Annotated in this window: 13 protein-coding genes; 5 read left to right on the forward strand and 8 right to left on the reverse strand. The window is 65.6% G+C overall.

Going from position 1 to position 15500, the window contains the following annotated elements; translation table 11 throughout:
• The first annotated feature begins 198 nt into the window (after nt 1-198).
• Nucleotides 199-1158 carry a glycosyltransferase family 9 protein gene (locus ACMDW7_RS13855; protein ID WP_377303401.1) on the forward strand — a complete coding sequence of 320 codons (960 nt, stop codon included), beginning with the start codon at nt 199-201 and terminating at the stop codon, nt 1156-1158.
• Between the two features lie 95 nt (nt 1159-1253).
• On the opposite strand, the gene ACMDW7_RS13860 is transcribed toward ACMDW7_RS13855, so the two are convergent.
• Nucleotides 1254-2171 (reverse strand): DUF6502 family protein, encoded by a 918-nt coding sequence (locus ACMDW7_RS13860; RefSeq protein WP_377303399.1) that lies wholly within the window; start codon nt 2169-2171, stop codon nt 1254-1256.
• Nucleotides 2172-2449: 278 nt separating this feature from the next.
• On the opposite strand from ACMDW7_RS13860, the gene ACMDW7_RS13865 reads away from it, so the two are divergent.
• Entirely contained in the window at nt 2450-2860 is a 411-nt protein-coding gene (locus ACMDW7_RS13865) for a hypothetical protein (protein WP_377303397.1), read from the forward strand.
• Nucleotides 2861-2975: 115 nt separating this feature from the next.
• On the opposite strand, the gene dnaE is transcribed toward ACMDW7_RS13865, so the two are convergent.
• Both dnaE and ACMDW7_RS13875 read right to left on the reverse strand, forming a co-directional pair.
• Nucleotides 2976-6458: a DNA polymerase III subunit alpha gene (dnaE, locus tag ACMDW7_RS13870; RefSeq protein ID WP_377303395.1), complete on the reverse strand. Its 3483-nt coding sequence runs from the start codon at nt 6456-6458 to the stop codon at nt 2976-2978.
• A gap of 76 nt (nt 6459-6534) precedes the next feature.
• The gene (locus ACMDW7_RS13875; RefSeq protein ID WP_377303393.1) at nt 6535-7482 is read right to left on the reverse strand and encodes a hypothetical protein; all 948 of its coding nucleotides are present in this window, start codon (nt 7480-7482) and stop codon (nt 6535-6537) included.
• 68 nt (nt 7483-7550) lie between these two features.
• On the opposite strand from ACMDW7_RS13875, the gene ACMDW7_RS13880 reads away from it, so the two are divergent.
• A complete protein-coding gene (locus ACMDW7_RS13880; protein ID WP_377303391.1) occupies nt 7551-8306 on the forward strand; it encodes a rhodanese-like domain-containing protein in 756 nt (251 codons plus the stop codon).
• A gap of 12 nt (nt 8307-8318) precedes the next feature.
• On the opposite strand, the gene ACMDW7_RS13885 is transcribed toward ACMDW7_RS13880, so the two are convergent.
• The 4 genes from ACMDW7_RS13885 to ACMDW7_RS13900 form a co-directional block, all read right to left on the reverse strand.
• Complete coding sequence (locus ACMDW7_RS13885) at nt 8319-8903, reverse strand: hypothetical protein (protein ID WP_377303389.1); 585 nt, start codon at nt 8901-8903, stop codon at nt 8319-8321.
• 137 nt (nt 8904-9040) lie between these two features.
• A complete protein-coding gene (locus ACMDW7_RS13890; protein ID WP_377303387.1) occupies nt 9041-9598 on the reverse strand; it encodes a flavodoxin family protein in 558 nt (185 codons plus the stop codon).
• 72 nt (nt 9599-9670) lie between these two features.
• Nucleotides 9671-10531: a pirin family protein gene (locus ACMDW7_RS13895; protein ID WP_377303385.1), complete on the reverse strand. Its 861-nt coding sequence runs from the start codon at nt 10529-10531 to the stop codon at nt 9671-9673.
• Nucleotides 10532-10583: 52 nt separating this feature from the next.
• Nucleotides 10584-11291: a pirin family protein gene (locus ACMDW7_RS13900; protein ID WP_414859648.1), complete on the reverse strand. Its 708-nt coding sequence runs from the start codon at nt 11289-11291 to the stop codon at nt 10584-10586.
• Between the two features lie 145 nt (nt 11292-11436).
• Between ACMDW7_RS13900 and ACMDW7_RS13905 the strand changes: the two genes are divergently transcribed.
• A complete protein-coding gene (locus ACMDW7_RS13905) occupies nt 11437-12348 on the forward strand; it encodes a LysR family transcriptional regulator (RefSeq protein ID WP_377303383.1) in 912 nt (303 codons plus the stop codon).
• Nucleotides 12349-12372: 24 nt separating this feature from the next.
• On the opposite strand, the gene ACMDW7_RS13910 is transcribed toward ACMDW7_RS13905, so the two are convergent.
• The gene (locus tag ACMDW7_RS13910) at nt 12373-14325 is read right to left on the reverse strand and encodes a PAS domain-containing protein (RefSeq protein ID WP_377303381.1); all 1953 of its coding nucleotides are present in this window, start codon (nt 14323-14325) and stop codon (nt 12373-12375) included.
• Nucleotides 14326-14447: 122 nt separating this feature from the next.
• Here ACMDW7_RS13910 and ACMDW7_RS13915 point away from each other — a divergent pair, with 122 nt between their 5' ends.
• Complete coding sequence (locus ACMDW7_RS13915; RefSeq protein WP_377303380.1) at nt 14448-15494, forward strand: glycosyltransferase family 9 protein; 1047 nt, start codon at nt 14448-14450, stop codon at nt 15492-15494.
• Nucleotides 15495-15500 lie beyond the last annotated feature (6 nt).

Genomic DNA, 15500 nt, shown 5'->3' on the forward strand with positions numbered 1-15500 from the left:
GCCGGCTCCTGTGTTGCGCAGCGCAAGACGCCGCGCGAGCCCGCAAGCAGAATGGAGTGCAAATCTTACAATCGCGGTTTTCGCTCGACGGATTTGTTCGTCGCGCGCATCGCTCTCACCGTCGCACAAGGCGCAGCGCCAGCCATGTTGTCCACCGAAGCTCCTGCAGGAAGCCGCCGGCCCCCGCGGCCTCTGATCGTGCGCATTCGCAACTGGATCGGCGATGTGGTGTTGGGTCTTCCAGCACTCACGGCACTGGAAGACGAGGGCTACGACCTGATCCTCGTAGGCAAGCGCTGGGCGGGCGATCTACTGGCGGGCTACGGTTGGCCGGTGCATGCCAAGCCGGGCAAGTTGGGCGACACGGTGGCGCTGTACAGGCGCCTGCGGGCCGAGTGCCGCGCGCTGGACCCGGGATTCGATTCGCGGGTCAACGCAGTCACGCTTGCCACCAGCTTTTCCAGCGCGATGGAGTTCCGCCTCGCGGGTTTGAAGGGCCTGGGTTACGCCACCGAAGCGCGCAGCTTCCTGCTCAAGCGCACCCTGCCGATTGTGCACGGCGGCCACGCCCTGGTGAGCTACTACGAACTCACACAGGCCCTGTGCACCCGCAAGGCCCCGCCGCCCGGAGAGATTGCATTCAAGCTGGCGCAGCGGCATCGGGACGAAGCCGCGGCCCTGCTCGCAGCCGCGGGCATCACGCAACCCTATGTGCTGATCTGCCCCTTTGCCGGCGGCACCTTCGAGAAGCTGGACAAGCGCTGGCCGGCCTTTGCGGACTACACCCGCGAACTGGCGGCCTGGTGCGCCGCGCAGGGCATGCAGCTGATCATCGTGCCGGGCCCTGGCGAAGACACCGTGGCGCGCGAGGAGTACAGCGCGGCCACGCAGATCCTCAAGGCCGGCATGGGCGCCTACAACGGCCTGCTGGAGCGGGCGGCACTGGTGGTGTCCAACGACACTGGGCCGGGTCACATTGCCGCGGCGCTGGCGCGGCCTACGCTGTCCGTGCTCGGCCCGACCAAGCCGGAACAATGGGGCGTCTGGGGCGGCGCGGCAAAGATTCGGCGCGGTGGCTCGGCGGGTGCGCTGTGGCCCAGCGTGGACGAGGTCATGCAGGACACGCTGACCTTGCTGGGTCAGACTGCAGCTGCGTAGGAAAATAATTCATAACCGGTCATCTATTCTTGTAAAGCTGTTGCTCTCAAGAAGCGCCATGAACAAGCGGAAAGCCGCTTTGTGGTCATGAATTTTCAATTGTTTTCGGACCTTTCTTCCGGAGCAGACCCGGTCTGATCGGCCGCCGCCTGCGCTTCCAGCCAGGCCTTGGGGCCCGAGGGCTCGGCATAGTCGAACACGCCCATGCTCAGATGCCAGACCGCGCCCTCAGGCCGGTGCTTCAGATTGTCCTGGCGGCGAGCAGTGATCTCGGCATTGAAGGTGTTGAGCACCTCGTCAATGCGCGCCCGAACACGAGCACGCAGCTCGCCGACATCCTCTGCAGTGAGGTCGCTGTCGTACACCACGCGCGCGAAGTGCTCGTCGGCATCCAGCACGCGGCGCGTGAACGCTTCTGCGTGATGGGCCAGGTGCAGGCTCAACATCCACGCCTGATCCGCCGCCGGCCGGTGAAGGCCTGCTGTGCGGCTGTGCAGATGCACCTTGTCGCGCTCATCGAGCGTGACCGCGCCCACGCGCAGCATCTCGTCGAGCACGGTACGCGGACGCACATCACGCCGGATGGACCGCACAAGGCTCTCGAAGCTCGCCTCGCTGCTGCCACTTGCGAGGCGTGGCAAGGGTCGAGGCACGCCTTGGGCGTCGGTATAGGGGTGGCCGCTGCTCCAGACCTCCATCACGCGCGACCAGATGCTCGGCGGCGCAGGTGCGTCTTCGGTGCCATGGGGCAGCGCCCGCAGGCGCTTCACCTCGGCGCGATGCACGCCCGTCAATACGCTCACCCGGCTGTCGTTGGGCGCCTCGCCCGCGATCCCGAAGTGCGTCACGGCCTGATCCACATACAGCGCCTTGAGCATTGATGCCAGCGGTCCGTACTGGACGCCGCGGGCAATCATCATGCGGACCAAGGGCGCCAGGACCTCGGACATGGCCTTGAGATGGGCCTGCGCAACGTGCGCGTCGGCCACCTCAGGGCTTGGCGGATCCGCCATGGCGGACGATGGAGCGGATGAAGCGGCGGGGCGCTGACGGGCCATGGAGCGCGAGCTTTCTATTCAGAGCAAACGATGCTTGATCGTCAACGTCACGCGCCGCGCGCTCACAGGCACATCGGTGCGCATCGAATTTGTGTGAAAGTTTTGCACGTCTTGACGTGCAAAAGTTTGACACCTTAGTCTTGTCGACGTGTAAACGTTTTACACGCAGCGGGTCATCCGCAACCGGACGTCAGAGACCGGTCACAACCTCAGCTCGAATGGAAGGACATCCCATGCACTTCAAGCGCACACCCCTCGTCATCTTCGCCCTCGGTCTGACTCTGGGCAGCATCGGCGCAGTGCAGGCACAAACCACGACCACCACGCCGCAGCGCGGCAGCCTGTCGAGCTTCACGATCAACCCGGCTGCCATCAAGCAGCTGGTGATCGACTGGAGCTCGGTGATCGTCGTGTCGGCGAGCTCGATTCAGCCCTTCTCCTTCGGTTCATCCAGCAGCTCCGGCAGCGCCAGCAGTTCGTCCTCGAGTTCCTCGTCCTACGCGTCTGCGTCAAGCTACAGCGGACCCAATGGCGTGTTCACCAGCGCCACGACCTCGGGCAACGCAACGGCGACGGCCACGGCCACAAACGGCACCACCAGCTCCTGCACCCGCTCGGTCAATGGGGTGACGACCAGCTGCTGACCGTGAAACAGACCGCGGCGGTTCAGCGGTCTCGTCCTGCACAGGTCCCCCTCTCCTGGGCAGGACGGGCTGCTGTTTCGCTGCGGCTGACTTGGCGACCGGAAGAGCAGGCTGCTCAGCCGTACTCGACGTCCAGCACCAGGCCCAGACTCTTGGCGGCCGCCACCAGCGCCGCGTCCGGCTTGAGCTTCCACTCATCCGGCAGGCGCATCTCGCACAGGCCGCTGGCCGCGCGCACGTCCAGGCGCACCGGGCAGCCTGCAGGGCTGCGGAAGGGTTCGATGGCACGCTTGAGCTGCGCCATGGGCACGCCGGCCTGAATGCCGCGGATCACGATGCCGCTGGCCCGTGCGGCGCGCAGCTCATCGAGTGAATAGACCTCGTTGGCGATGATGCGCACGCCGCCCGAATAGCTGTCTTCGCTCACCTTGCCCTGGATGACGACAAGCTCATCCACCGCCAGCAGCTTGCTGCGCTCGGCAAACAGCTCGCCATAGACCATGACCTCCAGCGTCGCGGTGCCATCGTCCAGGGTGACAAAAGCCATCTTGCCGCGCTTGCCGATCTGGGTGCGCACGGCACTCGCAATTCCAGCCAGCCACTGAGGCTCGCGCGCGGGCTCCACATCCTCGAGCTTTTTGGGCACCAGCTTGCGCACCTCGCCCTTGTAGGCGTTGAACAGGTGGCCCGAGAAATAGAAGCCCAGCGCGGTCTTTTCCTCGGCCAGCTGCGCTCGGTCGTCGAAGCGCGGTACATCGGCCAGGCTGATCTCCTGTGCGGCCTCGACCACGTCGCCAAAGAGGCTCGTCTGTGAGGCGCTGGCCGCGGCCGCCTCAGCGGCCGTGAGCGCAGCTTCCAGTGAGGCCAGCAACTGCGCACGGTGGTTGTTCAAGGCATCGAAGGCGCCCGCCTTGATCAACGCCTCGATCGCACGGCGGTTAACCACCTTCTTGTCGATGCGGCGGCAGAAGTCGAACAAGTCCTTGAACGGGCCGTGGGCATCACGCTCGGCCACGATCGCTTCGATGGCGCTCTGCCCGGTGCCCTTGACCGCGCCCAGTCCGTAGCGGATGGTGCGCGTGGGCTTGCCCTTGGCATGGTGCTCGTCCGGCACCGGCACAAAGCGGTACTGCGACAGGTTGATGTCCGGGCCGAGCACCGTCACCTTCTGCGCGAGGGTGTCAGCATGGAAGATCATCACCTTGTCGGTGGCGTCCATGTCGGCGCTCATGGTGGCCGCCATGAACTCGGCCGGGTAGTGGCACTTGAGCCAGGCGGTCTGGTAGCCGATCACGGCGTAGGCTGCGGAGTGCGACTTGTTGAAGCCGTAGTCCGCAAACTTCTCCATCAGGTTGAAAAGCTCAGTGGCCAGCTCGGGCTTCACACCGCGCTCGGTGGCGCCAGTGACGAAGATCTCCCGCTGCTTGTCCATCTCCTCCTTCTTCTTCTTGCCCATGGCGCGACGCAGCAGGTCGGCACCGCCCAGGGTGTAGCCGGCAAGCACCTGGGCCACCAGCATCACCTGCTCCTGGTAGACGATCACGCCGTAGGTGCTCTTGAGCACCGGCTCGAGCTTCTCGTGGAAGTACCACTCCATCTTGCCGCGGCCGGTCTGGGTCTGCTCCTTCTTGCGGGCGATGAAGTCATCCACCATGCCCGAGCCCAGCGGACCGGGGCGGTTCAGGGCGTTGAGCGCGACGATGTCCTCGAACACCGTGGGCTTGAGCTTCTTGCAGAGATCGCGCGCCGAGCGGCTTTCCATCTGGAACACCGCAGTGGTGTTGCCGTCGGCAAAGAGCTTGTAGGTGGCCTTGTCGTCAAAGGCGGCGAGGTCATCCAGCGTGAACTCGCGTCGATCGGCGTTCATCTGCCGCACGTACTGCACTGCAAGTTCAAGAATCGTGAGGTTGCGCAGACCGAGGAAGTCGAACTTCACCAGACCCACGGCCTCGACATCATCCTTGTCAAACTGACTGACCGCGCTGTCCTCGCTGCCTTCGGCGCAGTACAGGGGGCAGAAGTCGGTGAGCTTGCCCGGGGCAATCAGCACGCCGCCGGCATGCATGCCCACACTGCGCGTCACGCCTTCCAGTGGCTTGGCGAGTTCGATGATCTCGCGCGCCTCTTCCTCGTTCTCCACGCGCTCCTTGAAGGTGGGCTCTTCCTCGAGCGCACGCTTCAGGTCCCAGGGGTCGGTAGGCTGGTGCGGGATGAGCTTGGACAGGCCGTCGCAGTACTTGTAGGGCAGGTCAAGCACGCGGCCCACGTCGCGGATCACGGCCTTGGCGCCCAGGGTGCCGAAGGTGGCGATCTGGCTGACGCTCTCGCTACCGTAGCGGCGCTTGACGTAGTCGATCACACGGTCGCGGTTGTCCTGGCAGAAGTCGATGTCGAAGTCGGGCATCGACACCCGCTCCGGATTCAGGAAGCGCTCGAACAGCAGGTCATAGGGCAGCGGATCGAGGTCCGTGATGCCAAGCGCATAGGCCACGAGCGACCCTGCGCCCGAACCGCGCCCCGGCCCCACGGGCACGCCGTTCTCCTTGCCCCAGTTGATGAAGTCCTGAACGATCAGGAAGTAGCCCGGGAAACCCATCTTGATGATGGTGTCGCACTCGATCTTCAGGCGCGCCTCGTAATCTGGCCGTTTGGACTCACGCTGAGCGGCGTCCGGATAGCGCTGGATCAGGCGCTTTTCCAAACCCTCTTTGCTGAGGTGGACGAGGTAGTCATCCAGGGTCATGCCGTCCGGCGTGGGAAAAAGCGGCAGCTTGGGCTTGCCAAGCTCCAGCGCGAGGTTGCAGGCCTGCGCAATGGCCACGCTGTTGGCCACAGCCTGCGGCATGTCGGCAAAGAGCTGCGCCATCTCCGCCTGGCTCTTGAAATATTGGTGCTCCGTGAATCGCTTCACGCGCCGCGGGTTACCGAGGATCTCCCCTTCGGCAATGCACACACGCGCTTCGTGCGCCCGGAAGTCTGCAGGTGCAATGAACTCCACGGGGTGCGTGGCCACCACTGGCAGGCCGAGCTGTGCGGCCAGTTGCGCAGCCGCCTGGGTGTAGTGCTCGCACGCCGCGGTACCGTCACGCTGCAATTCGATGAAGTAGCGGCCGGGAAAACGCGCTGACCAGGCCCGAGCCACCGCTGCTGCGTCGCCCTGGGCCTGCAGCACCCGCGCCAGTTCGCTCTGTGCTCCGCCGGACAAGGCGATCAAGCCGGAGGCCGACTCCGCCGTCAGCCAATCGGCCTGCATTTCGGGCCGGCCACGGTACTGGTTGGTCAGGAAGGCGCGCGTCAGCAGTTCGCAAAGTTGCAGGTAGCCCACCCGGTCCCGAGCGAGCAGCAGCACGCGGTGCGCTGCGTCGCGGTCCTTGGGGTTGGTGATCGCGACGTCTACACCCACAACCGGCTTGACGCCCTTGCCGCGGGCCGCCTTGTAGAACTTGACGAGACCAAAGAGGTTGCCAGCGTCCGTTACCGCCACGGCGCCCATGCCATCCGCCTTGGCGGCCTTGACCAACTCGTCGATGCGGGTCAGCCCGTCGGTGATCGAAAACTCGGTATGGACGCGGAGGTGGACGAAGCTGGGCTGGGACATGACTGCTACGGCGCGGGTTGGAGCGAAACCTTAGCAGCTTGGACCGCGCCGTCGCGAGAGCCGCGCCAGCGCTCGCTCAGACCAGGGTCCAGCTCAACACATGGGCCTCGGACAGCGCAGAACGCAGCGCTTCGCGCCGGCTCGGTTCAGCATATTCAGCCACGTCCTCCAGCTCGCCCAGCTTGAAGAAGCCCCGCGCCAGGCGCGGGTCGTCGTATTCGTAGCCGAAAAATCGCCAGCCCCCTCGCCGGGCGTGGAACCGGCGCATGGCGGCGTCGCGCGCCGGCCAGTCCTCGGGCTCCGAGAACACAAGGCCGCAGGTGGCGTTGAACTCGTGCTGGGCCTTGAAGTGATGTGCCGGGCACAGATAGTCCTGCGCATCGAACATCTCCAGAAAGTGCCGGCCCACATACACATAGTGCAGGTGCAGGTTGCCAAAGCGCAGTTCCGGCGAGAAGCGATGCATCTCTTCGGCAGGAATCTGCCCCATCAACCGGTACACCTCCGGGATGTGGTTGAAGTCGAGGTTGAACAGATGCTGCCGCCGCCCGCCGTACACATTGCCCAGCTCGTACTCCAGCCAGTGGATGGCCAGATTCATCTCGTGCGCCGTGTCATACAGCTCGCGCACATAGCGTTGCCGAAAGAACTCCGGAAAGTTCAGGTGCAAGCGGTTCAGGGTAGCCTGCCAGCCGCTGGCATCCACGGGCTCCAGCGTCAGACCCAGTTGCCGCGCCGCTCGCTGCAAGCGGGCCAGGGCGTCGAGGATCTGCGCCGTGTGCGCAAAGCCATGGCGGTGATTCAGATCACCGCGTACAAGCCACTCGGGCCGCATCTGCGTCATCAGCGCCAGCCAGGTGCGCGCGGTCTGCGTGTCATTCAGGCGGTAGCGCAGGCGCAAGCCCGTACTCATGAGAACTTCGAACAGCGGCAGCCGGCCGGCGATGCGCGGCAGGGTCGATGCGGCGGCAATGCCCGTGGCGGGTGCGGGCTGAAGCGCAGCGGTGGGCACAGGCTCGTTCACGGCAGCAACCGTAGCAGCGCAGCCCCGCATGCGCCATCGGTGCGAAAGTGAACTCCTACAATTTGGCCATGGCATCCATCCTGAACATTGCCGCCTACCACTTCACGCGCATCGATCAGCCAGCAGCTGTGGCGCAGGAGCTGCGAGATTCCGCAGTGGCTCGCGACCTGCTGGGAACGATTCTTGTCGCCCCCGAGGGCATCAATCTGTTTCTGGCAGGCGCGGACACGCCTCTGCGCGCGCTGCTGGCCGAGGTGCGCGCCCTGCCCGGCTGCGCCGCACTCGCCGTGAAAGAGAGCTGGTCCGAGCATGTGCCGTTCCGGCGCCTGAAGGTGCGCGTCGAGCGCGAGATCATCACCTTCGACCCCACGATCAACCCCGCGCAGGACGTGGCTCCGTCCGTCGCGCCCGAAGTGCTGGCGCGCTGGATCGAGCAAGGCCACGATGACGCCGGGCGCGAACTGGTGCTGCTCGATACGCGCAACGAGGAAGAGGTAGCCATCGGTACCTTTGCCGGCGCTGTGAACCCGCACATCCGCAAGTTCACCGAGCTGCCCGAAGCGGTGCTCGACCATCGCGAGGACTGGGCCGACAAGACCGTGGTGGGCTTCTGCACCGGCGGCGTACGCTGCGAGAAGTTCATGCCCTGGATGCAGCGCCAGGGCTTTGCGCACGTGGCGCAGCTCGAAGGCGGCATTCTCAACTACTTCGAGAAGACCGGCGGCACGCACTGGAACGGCGCCTGCTTTGTGTTCGACGAGCGTGTGGGCCTGAAGCCGGATCTGACGCCGCTGGTGGATGCGCCTGCGGACGGTCGCGTCTGAATCGAAGCGCGTCTAGACCTCGGGCTTGTCGCGCCCGGATTCGCTTGCTTCGGCAGCCGCCTCATTAAGCAGCAATTGCGCAGCCGTCGGCGGGGGCATGACCTCCGGGGGCACCACGCCGTGCTCGATGCCCCATAGCGCCTGACCCACTTCGTCCACCAGACCCGGTGCCTGGGTAGCGGCCTGCTCCGGTTCGGGTGGCGCGGCGAGCGCCTGGGCCTCGAGCTCGGCCTCGCTGATCGGCGGTGCGTCTTCAGGGATGGCGATCTCCGGCGGCAACACCGGGGCGACGACGGTCGGTGGCTCAAGCCAGTCCGGTGGCGTAATTCTCAGCGGATCCGCCAGGCGAGCGGCTTCGTCAGAGGGCACACCATGTTCCATGGCCCAGACGGCTCGGCCGACTTCGTTGGTCAGCGGCTCGGCGGCATCGGCCGTACGTGCGCTGCCCTCACTCGCCTCGGGTTGTGCGGCGAGCGCCTGCCGCGCCAGCTCTTCGTCGCTCACCGGCACAGTCGCGGCTTCGAGGATCGCTTCAAGCTCCGCGGGGCCTTCGTTCAATCCGGCGGGCTGGGTGGAATCGGCGGACGGTGCGGTCATGTGAGTGCTCCGGCGGGTGCGATGCTGCTGACACTAGGCCGATTGGGCACGCTCGGCAAGCCCGGAAAGCAAAAGCCCGCGAGGGTGCCGCGGGCTTTTGTGCGTGCGGGGGCGACTAGCGCCCCTTCAGGGGTCGATCAGGCCTTCTTCCAGCGTGCGGCAGTCTCCGCTACACGTTTTCCGAAGAGCTCGGCCGTCATCAGGTCGCCTTCGCTCATGGCGTCGGCCCCCTTGTCGGACGGGGAGATCGCCATGGCGCCCGCAAAGCTGCCGACGTTGTTGATGTCGGCACGGGTGGCGCCGGAGTGGTTCGCCGGCAGCAGGCCGGTGCCCACCCAGAGCATGCTGTGCTGCATGGCCAGCGTGAAGATGTAGTGAAGCGTCGAGAGCTTGTCGCCGTTCATGCTCGCGCTGTTGGTAAAGCCGGCGGCGATCTTGTCCTTCCAGCCCTGGCCGAACCAGACCTTGCTGGAGGCATCCGCAAACTTCTTGAACTGCCAGCTCACGGTGCCCATGTAGGTCGGCGAGCCCATGATGATGGCGTCGGCCGCATTGAGCTTGTCCCAGGCGCCATCAGGCAGGTTGCCCTCTGCGTCGATGGCGATCAGTTCAGCGCCTGCACCCTTGGCCACGCGCTCGGCCATGTGCTTGGTGTGGCCGTAGCCGGAGTGATAGACAACGATGACTTTGCTCATGAGAAGGTCCTTGTTAGACGGTGTAGGAAGGATGGAGATCAATCGATCGGGTTCCGGGCGGGCCTGACGGCCCTAGAACGACGCGGCGAGCGAACCCATGTCGCCGCGGTAAAAGCGTGTGGCGTAGGCAGCAATATCCTCCGCGCAGTTGCCCATGAAGGGGCCCTTGGGAAAGATCGGCTCGCCGATCGGCCGGCCGGCAAAGAGCACGCCGCGCGCGCCTTGCGTCCCGGCCTGGAGAATCACCGAATCACCGTCGCGCTCGAAGACCAGCGCGCCGGGCGCAGATAGTGTCTGGCCATCGACGGCCAAGGCGCCCTGCATCAATACGAAGAACGCGTTCTTGGCGGCAGGCAGATCAAACTGGGCGCTCGCATTGGGCTCGATGCGCAGGTCGATCATGTCACCCTGTGTGAGCCAGCGGGCGTCCTGTGTGATTGGCGAGCGCAGCACTACGCCCTGCCAGGGAAGCTCACCGGCCATGACAGTGCCGCGCAGTCCCTCGGCCTGCAGCACGGGCATGGCCTCGCGCCGGATGTGGAAGGCTGCCGGCGGCGCCTGCTTGTGCGCTCGGGCCAGGTTGACAAACACTTGTAGCCCGCGCGCCGCGCGGCCCGGCTCGGCCGGGATCTCCTCATGCATCATGCCGCTGCCGGCCTGGGTCCAGTGCAGATCGCCGGGGCGGATCTCGCTCTTGTCACCCAGCGAATCACGATTGATGAAGCCGCCCTCGGCGTCGTCGAACATCAGGGTCACGGCACTCATGCCGGCATGCGGATGCGGCGGAAAATAAGGCTGCGGCATGGTGAAGGCATCCACGCCGATGAAGGGATCGAGCAGATGCAGGTCGCGCGGATGCAGCATGTAGGCACCGCTGGCCGCGTCGAACGCATGCCAGGGCATGGAAATGAAGGTCTTGACGCTGCGGGTCATGGTCTTGTCTCCGGGTCTGCACCCCATGTGTGATGCAGACCCTTGGGGCGCTTCAGGCGGCCAGATCGAACACGAGCACTTCGGCGTCCTTGCCATGCTCGAGCACGAGGTGCTTGCTGTCGTCGGCGACGCGCCACATGGCCGCGTCGCCGGCGTTGAGAGCCGCATCGTTCACCGCCACCGCACCGCGAACCACGTGCACATAGGTGTGGCGTCCGGGCACCAACTCAAGGCTGGCGCGTTCCGCTCCGTCGATCAAGCCGGCATACAGGCGGGCGTCGGCATTGGCCGTCACTGAACCCTCAGCGCCGTCCGGCGACACGACCAGGCGCAACTTGCCGCGCTTTTCGCTGCCGTCAAACGCCTTCTGCTCGTAGCTCGGCTGGATGCCGGTGAACTTCGGCTCGATCCAGATCTGCAGGAAGTGAGTTTGCCCCTTGGCGTGGTTGAACTCGCTGTGCATCACGCCACGGCCGGCGCTCATGCGCTGCACCTCGCCCGGGCGGATCACCTCGACATTGCCCATGCTGTCCTTGTGCGCCAGTTCGCCATCGAGCACGTAGCTGATGATCTCCATGTCCCGGTGACCGTGCGTGCCGAAGCCGCTGCCGGCGGCGATGCGGTCCTCGTTGATGACGCGCAGATTGGCAAAGCCCATCCACTGCGGGTCGTAGTAGTTGGCAAACGAGAAGCTGTGATAGCTCTTGAGCCAGCCATGATTGGCGAGGCCACGCTCATTTGATCGACGAATTTGCATGATCTACTCCTGAGTCTGTCCCCGCCAAGAAGGCCGTGGAACAAGCGGTAACGGCAAGATAGGGCTTTTGATTCCGGCTTCCAAGCGGCTTGAACTCGCCAAATCGTTCAAATACATTGAATGAACTTTCCTGTTTCGAGGTCAATGCATGATCGACGCAGAGTTGCTCACGGTGCTGGACGCCATCACCCGCCACGGCAGCCTGGCGCAGGCCGCCCGCTCGCTGGACCGCGTGCCCTCGGCCTTGTCCTACACCGTGCGGCAGTACGAGGAGCGTCTGGACCTGCTGCTGATCGACCGCCGCGGCCACCGGGCCAAGCTCACCCCGGCGGCCCAGACCATCCTGGAGAACGCAGCGCCTGTGCTGGCGCAGCTGGGCGAGATTGCCCAGCGTGCGCAGACTCTGGCCAGCGGCTGGGAGCCCGAGTTGCGCATCGCCGTGGACGAGGCCCTGTGCTTCGAACGTGTCCTGACCCTGATTGACCGCTTCTACGCGCTGGCCATGCCCACGCGCATCACACTCCAGCCTGAAGTGCTCTCGGGCACCTGGGACGCCCTGCTGGAGGGGCGCGCCACGCTCGCGCTGGGCGCGGTGGACGGACTGGAAGATGCGAACCTGCTCGGCAACACACTCAAGTGGCAGCCCCTGGGCGACATGCAGTTCGTCTTCTGCGTGGCGCCACACCACCCCCTGGCGAGCGAGACCGCACCCATTCCGGACACCCTCCTGGCCCAGCACCGCAGCGTGGCTGTGGCGGATACCGCGCGGCGCCTGAACCGTGCCAGTTTCGGCATCCAGCCGCGGCAGGACGTGCTCACCGTGGCCAGCATGCAGCACAAGATTGCCGCCCAGGTGCGCGGCAGTGGTGTGGGCTGGCTGCCGCTGAACCATGTGCGCGATCTGCTGGCGAGCGGCCAGCTCCTGCGCAAGGCTGTTCAGAGCGAACGCCCGCCAGCGCGCTTCAGCACCGCCTGGCGGCGTGGGGCGGAAGGCAACGCCGTGCGCTGGTTCCGGCGCCTGCTCGCGGACCCGGCTGAAGCGGCTGCGCTGCTGGGCTGATCGTGTCGCCGGCCGTGCGTCGGCTCATGCAGGGGCTAGCTCAGCGCCAGGCCCAAGCACATCGAGCAGCTCGGCCTGCAAACTCTCCCGGTTGAAGGGCTTGGTCAGGTAGCCGTCCATGCCGGCGGCCATGCACTGGGCGCGGTGTTCGGGCAGGGCGTGGGCCGTCAAGGCAATGACCGGCGTGCGCGTACGGCCGTTCTGCCGCTCCTGCTCGCGCAGAAGCCGTACGGCGGTCAGGCCATCCATCACCGGCATCTGCAGATCCATCAGCACACAGTCCACCGCGGCCTGATCGAGCAGCCGCAGCGCGGTCTCGCCATCTTCCGCGAGCATCACCTCATGGCCCATGCCGCTCAACAGCGCATGGCTGACCATGCGATTGAGGGCCTGATCCTCCACCAACAGCAGCCTCAGGGCACGCAGCTCCACAGTCGGACGAGCCGCGCCGTTGCGGCCTGAGGTCCGGGTGTGCCGAGGCGCAGTCACCGTCTGTGCCGGCAGCGCAAAGCTGAACGTCGACCCTGCGCCCGGCGAGCTGCTCACGAGCAGTTCACAACCCATGGCCTGCAGCAAGCGCCGCGAAATCGACAGACCGAGCCCCGTCCCGCCGAAGCGCTTGCCGATGGAGTCATCGGCTTGGACGAAGGGCTCGAAGATGCGCGCCAACTGCTCGGGCGACATGCCGATGCCGGTGTCCTGCACGCTGCAGTGAATGGTTCCGGGTGCAGCGTGCAGGCGCAGACACACGCGGCCCTGCTCGGTGAACTTGAGCGCATTGCCCAGGAGATTGATGAAGACCTGACGCAGACGCTGCGCGTCGGCGCGGATCGCGGCTGGCAAGTCGGCAGCCAGCTCCACGTCGAGCGCAACTCCCTTGCCGCGTGCGATCAGCGACAGGCCAGCGCAGGCCTCCCTGGCCACCGCGGCAACGTTCACGGCCTGCTGATCCAGCGTGAGGCCGCCGGCCTCGATCTTGGAGTAGTCCAGAACGTCATCAATGACGCCCAGCAGATGCCGGCCCGAACTCTGCGCAATCTCGACCAGGCGCCGCTGTTCCGGGCTCAGATCCATCCCGCCGAGCAATGACAGCGAACCCAGCACGCCGTGCATGGGCGTGCGCAGCTCATGGCTCATGTTGGCCAGAAACGCGTCCTTGGCACGGTTGGCCTCGTCGGCCCGCTGGCGCGCGGCTTCAAGCTCGGCCTCGCGCCGATGCGCTGCGGTGACATCGTGCGACACCACCAGCATCTGCTCCTGCCCTGCTACGTCTCGCAGGCAGATCCGGGTCGCCTCCACCACCGAAGGGCTGCCATCGGCGCGGACATAGCGCTCCACACGCGTGACCGGTACACCGGTCGCACGAGATACCGCTTCATGGGCCGCGATCTGCTCGCGCTCTGCATCGTTGCGCGCCAGCCCCTGCGCCGTAATCTGCTGAAGCTCCTCAAGCGTGCGGCCGGTCCATTCCTGGAACGAGCGATTGGCCATCAGGTAGCGGCCCTGCGCATCCTTGAGGACGATGAAGCTCGGGTCGGCATCCAGAATCTTGGCCAGCAGGTCGCTTTGCGCCCGCAGCGCGTCTTCCGCCTGCTTGCGCGCCGTCACATCCAGACCGAAGCCAAGCACGCCAAAGCGCCCCCCGCCCAGATCCACGCGCACCTTGCCGATGAACATGGTGTGCGGCTTGCGATCCGCGAGGACGTGATGCTCCTCGCGTTCGATCATCTTGCCGTCGAGCAGCACTTGACGATCCGTGGCCAGGATACGTTCGGCGGCATCGGCTGCGTACAACTCGTGCGGTGTCTTGCCCAGCATCTCTTCCGGATCGCGTCCGAAGCGCTTGGCTGCCAACTGGTTCACGAGCAGGACACGGCCATGCTCATCGCGCAGGAAGATGCCCAGCGGGAGGACATCAAGCAGCATGCGAAGCACCGCAGGGGCGATTTCGAATGCAGCCGGGTCGTTGAGCGACATCTCGTGAGTATGCGCCCGAGTTCACGTCGGTGCGAGCCATCTGGGCGAAAACCTTTTCGACTCGGCCGCCGACTCGGATGGGCAGGCGGGATAATGCGCGTCCGCTACTGCCCTGCCTCGCCATGAAGTCGATTCTCATCATCCGCTGGGGTGCCATCGGCGACCTGCTGATGACCACGCCGCTGCTCCGAACCCTGCGCACACGCTGGCCGGGGGTGCACATCAGTTTCGTGTGCGACCACGGTCTGGCCGGCGTGGTGCGAGCCTCCGGCCTGGTTGATGAGGTCATCGGCATCAACAAACGCACCGAGTACACCCTGGGTACCCTGCCTGCCCTGCGTCGAAGGATTCGCCAACGCCCCTACGACCTCGCCCTTGATCTGCAGCCGGTGTTTCGCAGCCGCTTCCTGGCTTGGCTGAGTGGCGCGCGGAGGATCTTGCACGTACCGCGCGACCCGCAGTTCGGTCCGGGGCGCCCGGCGCGTCGCAGTGCGGCGGAGAACTTTGTTGCCGTACTGGGCCCGCTGGGTATCGAGACGGCTCTGGATGGTCTGCATCTGAGTTATGTGCCCGGCACCGCTGCGGCCGAGCGCGCTGCAGCGCTGCTTGCGTCGCTGCATGTGAGCGCTGGTGCGTTCGTTCTGGTGAACCCGGGCGCCAGTGCAGCCAATCGGCGCTGGCCCGCAGAGCACCTGCGTCAGACGCTGCTTGGCCTGCGAGCGCGGCACCCGATGCTGCCGGTCCTGCTGATTGGCGGTCCCGGGGATGTAGCCCAGATTCAGTCGCTGCGCATTGAAGAGATGCAGGACCCGAGCATCCATGTGCTGCTAGGTACGGTCGACCTCGAGACCACCGCGGCGCTCATGGCCGTGTCCGCCGCCACGCTCTCAACGGACACCGGACCCATGCACCTTGCCGCAGCGGTCAATGCGCCGCTGGTCGCCTTGTTCGGCCCGACCTCACCGGCACGCACAGGCCCGGCGCCGCGCGGACCTGCGCTGGGTGATGCACCACGCGCGCGGCTCGATCCCATCACCCTGCAGGATCAATCCGACCTGCCATGCCGCCCCTGCGACAAGCGTGACTGTGCCAGAGGCGATCTGGCCTGCATCCAACGGGTTGCGCCAACCACCGTGGTGGATGCGATCGACCGGCAGCTGGGTGCCTGAGCGGCC

It is taken from the genome of Piscinibacterium candidicorallinum, assembly GCF_047549485.1.
GTDB classification, from domain to species: Bacteria; Pseudomonadota; Gammaproteobacteria; order Burkholderiales; family Burkholderiaceae_C; genus Piscinibacterium; species Piscinibacterium candidicorallinum.

Bases quoted from the DNA above. Each gene is read 5' to 3' on its own strand.
- ACMDW7_RS13860 (WP_377303399.1), bottom strand. From the start codon at position 2,171: ATGGCGGATCCGCCAAGCCCTGAGGTGGCCGACGCGCACGTTGCGCAG.
- ACMDW7_RS13905 (WP_377303383.1), top strand. From the start codon at position 11,437: ATGATCGACGCAGAGTTGCTCACGGTGCTGGACGCCATCACCCGCCAC.
- ACMDW7_RS13890 (WP_377303387.1), bottom strand. From the start codon at position 9,598: ATGAGCAAAGTCATCGTTGTCTATCACTCCGGCTACGGCCACACCAAG.
- ACMDW7_RS13895 (WP_377303385.1), bottom strand. From the start codon at position 10,531: ATGACCCGCAGCGTCAAGACCTTCATTTCCATGCCCTGGCATGCGTTC.
- ACMDW7_RS13880 (WP_377303391.1), top strand. From the start codon at position 7,551: ATGGCATCCATCCTGAACATTGCCGCCTACCACTTCACGCGCATCGAT.
- ACMDW7_RS13910 (WP_377303381.1), bottom strand. From the start codon at position 14,325: ATGTCGCTCAACGACCCGGCTGCATTCGAAATCGCCCCTGCGGTGCTT.
- ACMDW7_RS13865 (WP_377303397.1), top strand. From the start codon at position 2,450: ATGCACTTCAAGCGCACACCCCTCGTCATCTTCGCCCTCGGTCTGACT.
- ACMDW7_RS13915 (WP_377303380.1), top strand. From the start codon at position 14,448: ATGAAGTCGATTCTCATCATCCGCTGGGGTGCCATCGGCGACCTGCTG.
- ACMDW7_RS13885 (WP_377303389.1), bottom strand. From the start codon at position 8,903: ATGACCGCACCGTCCGCCGATTCCACCCAGCCCGCCGGATTGAACGAA.
- dnaE (WP_377303395.1), bottom strand. From the start codon at position 6,458: ATGTCCCAGCCCAGCTTCGTCCACCTCCGCGTCCATACCGAGTTTTCG.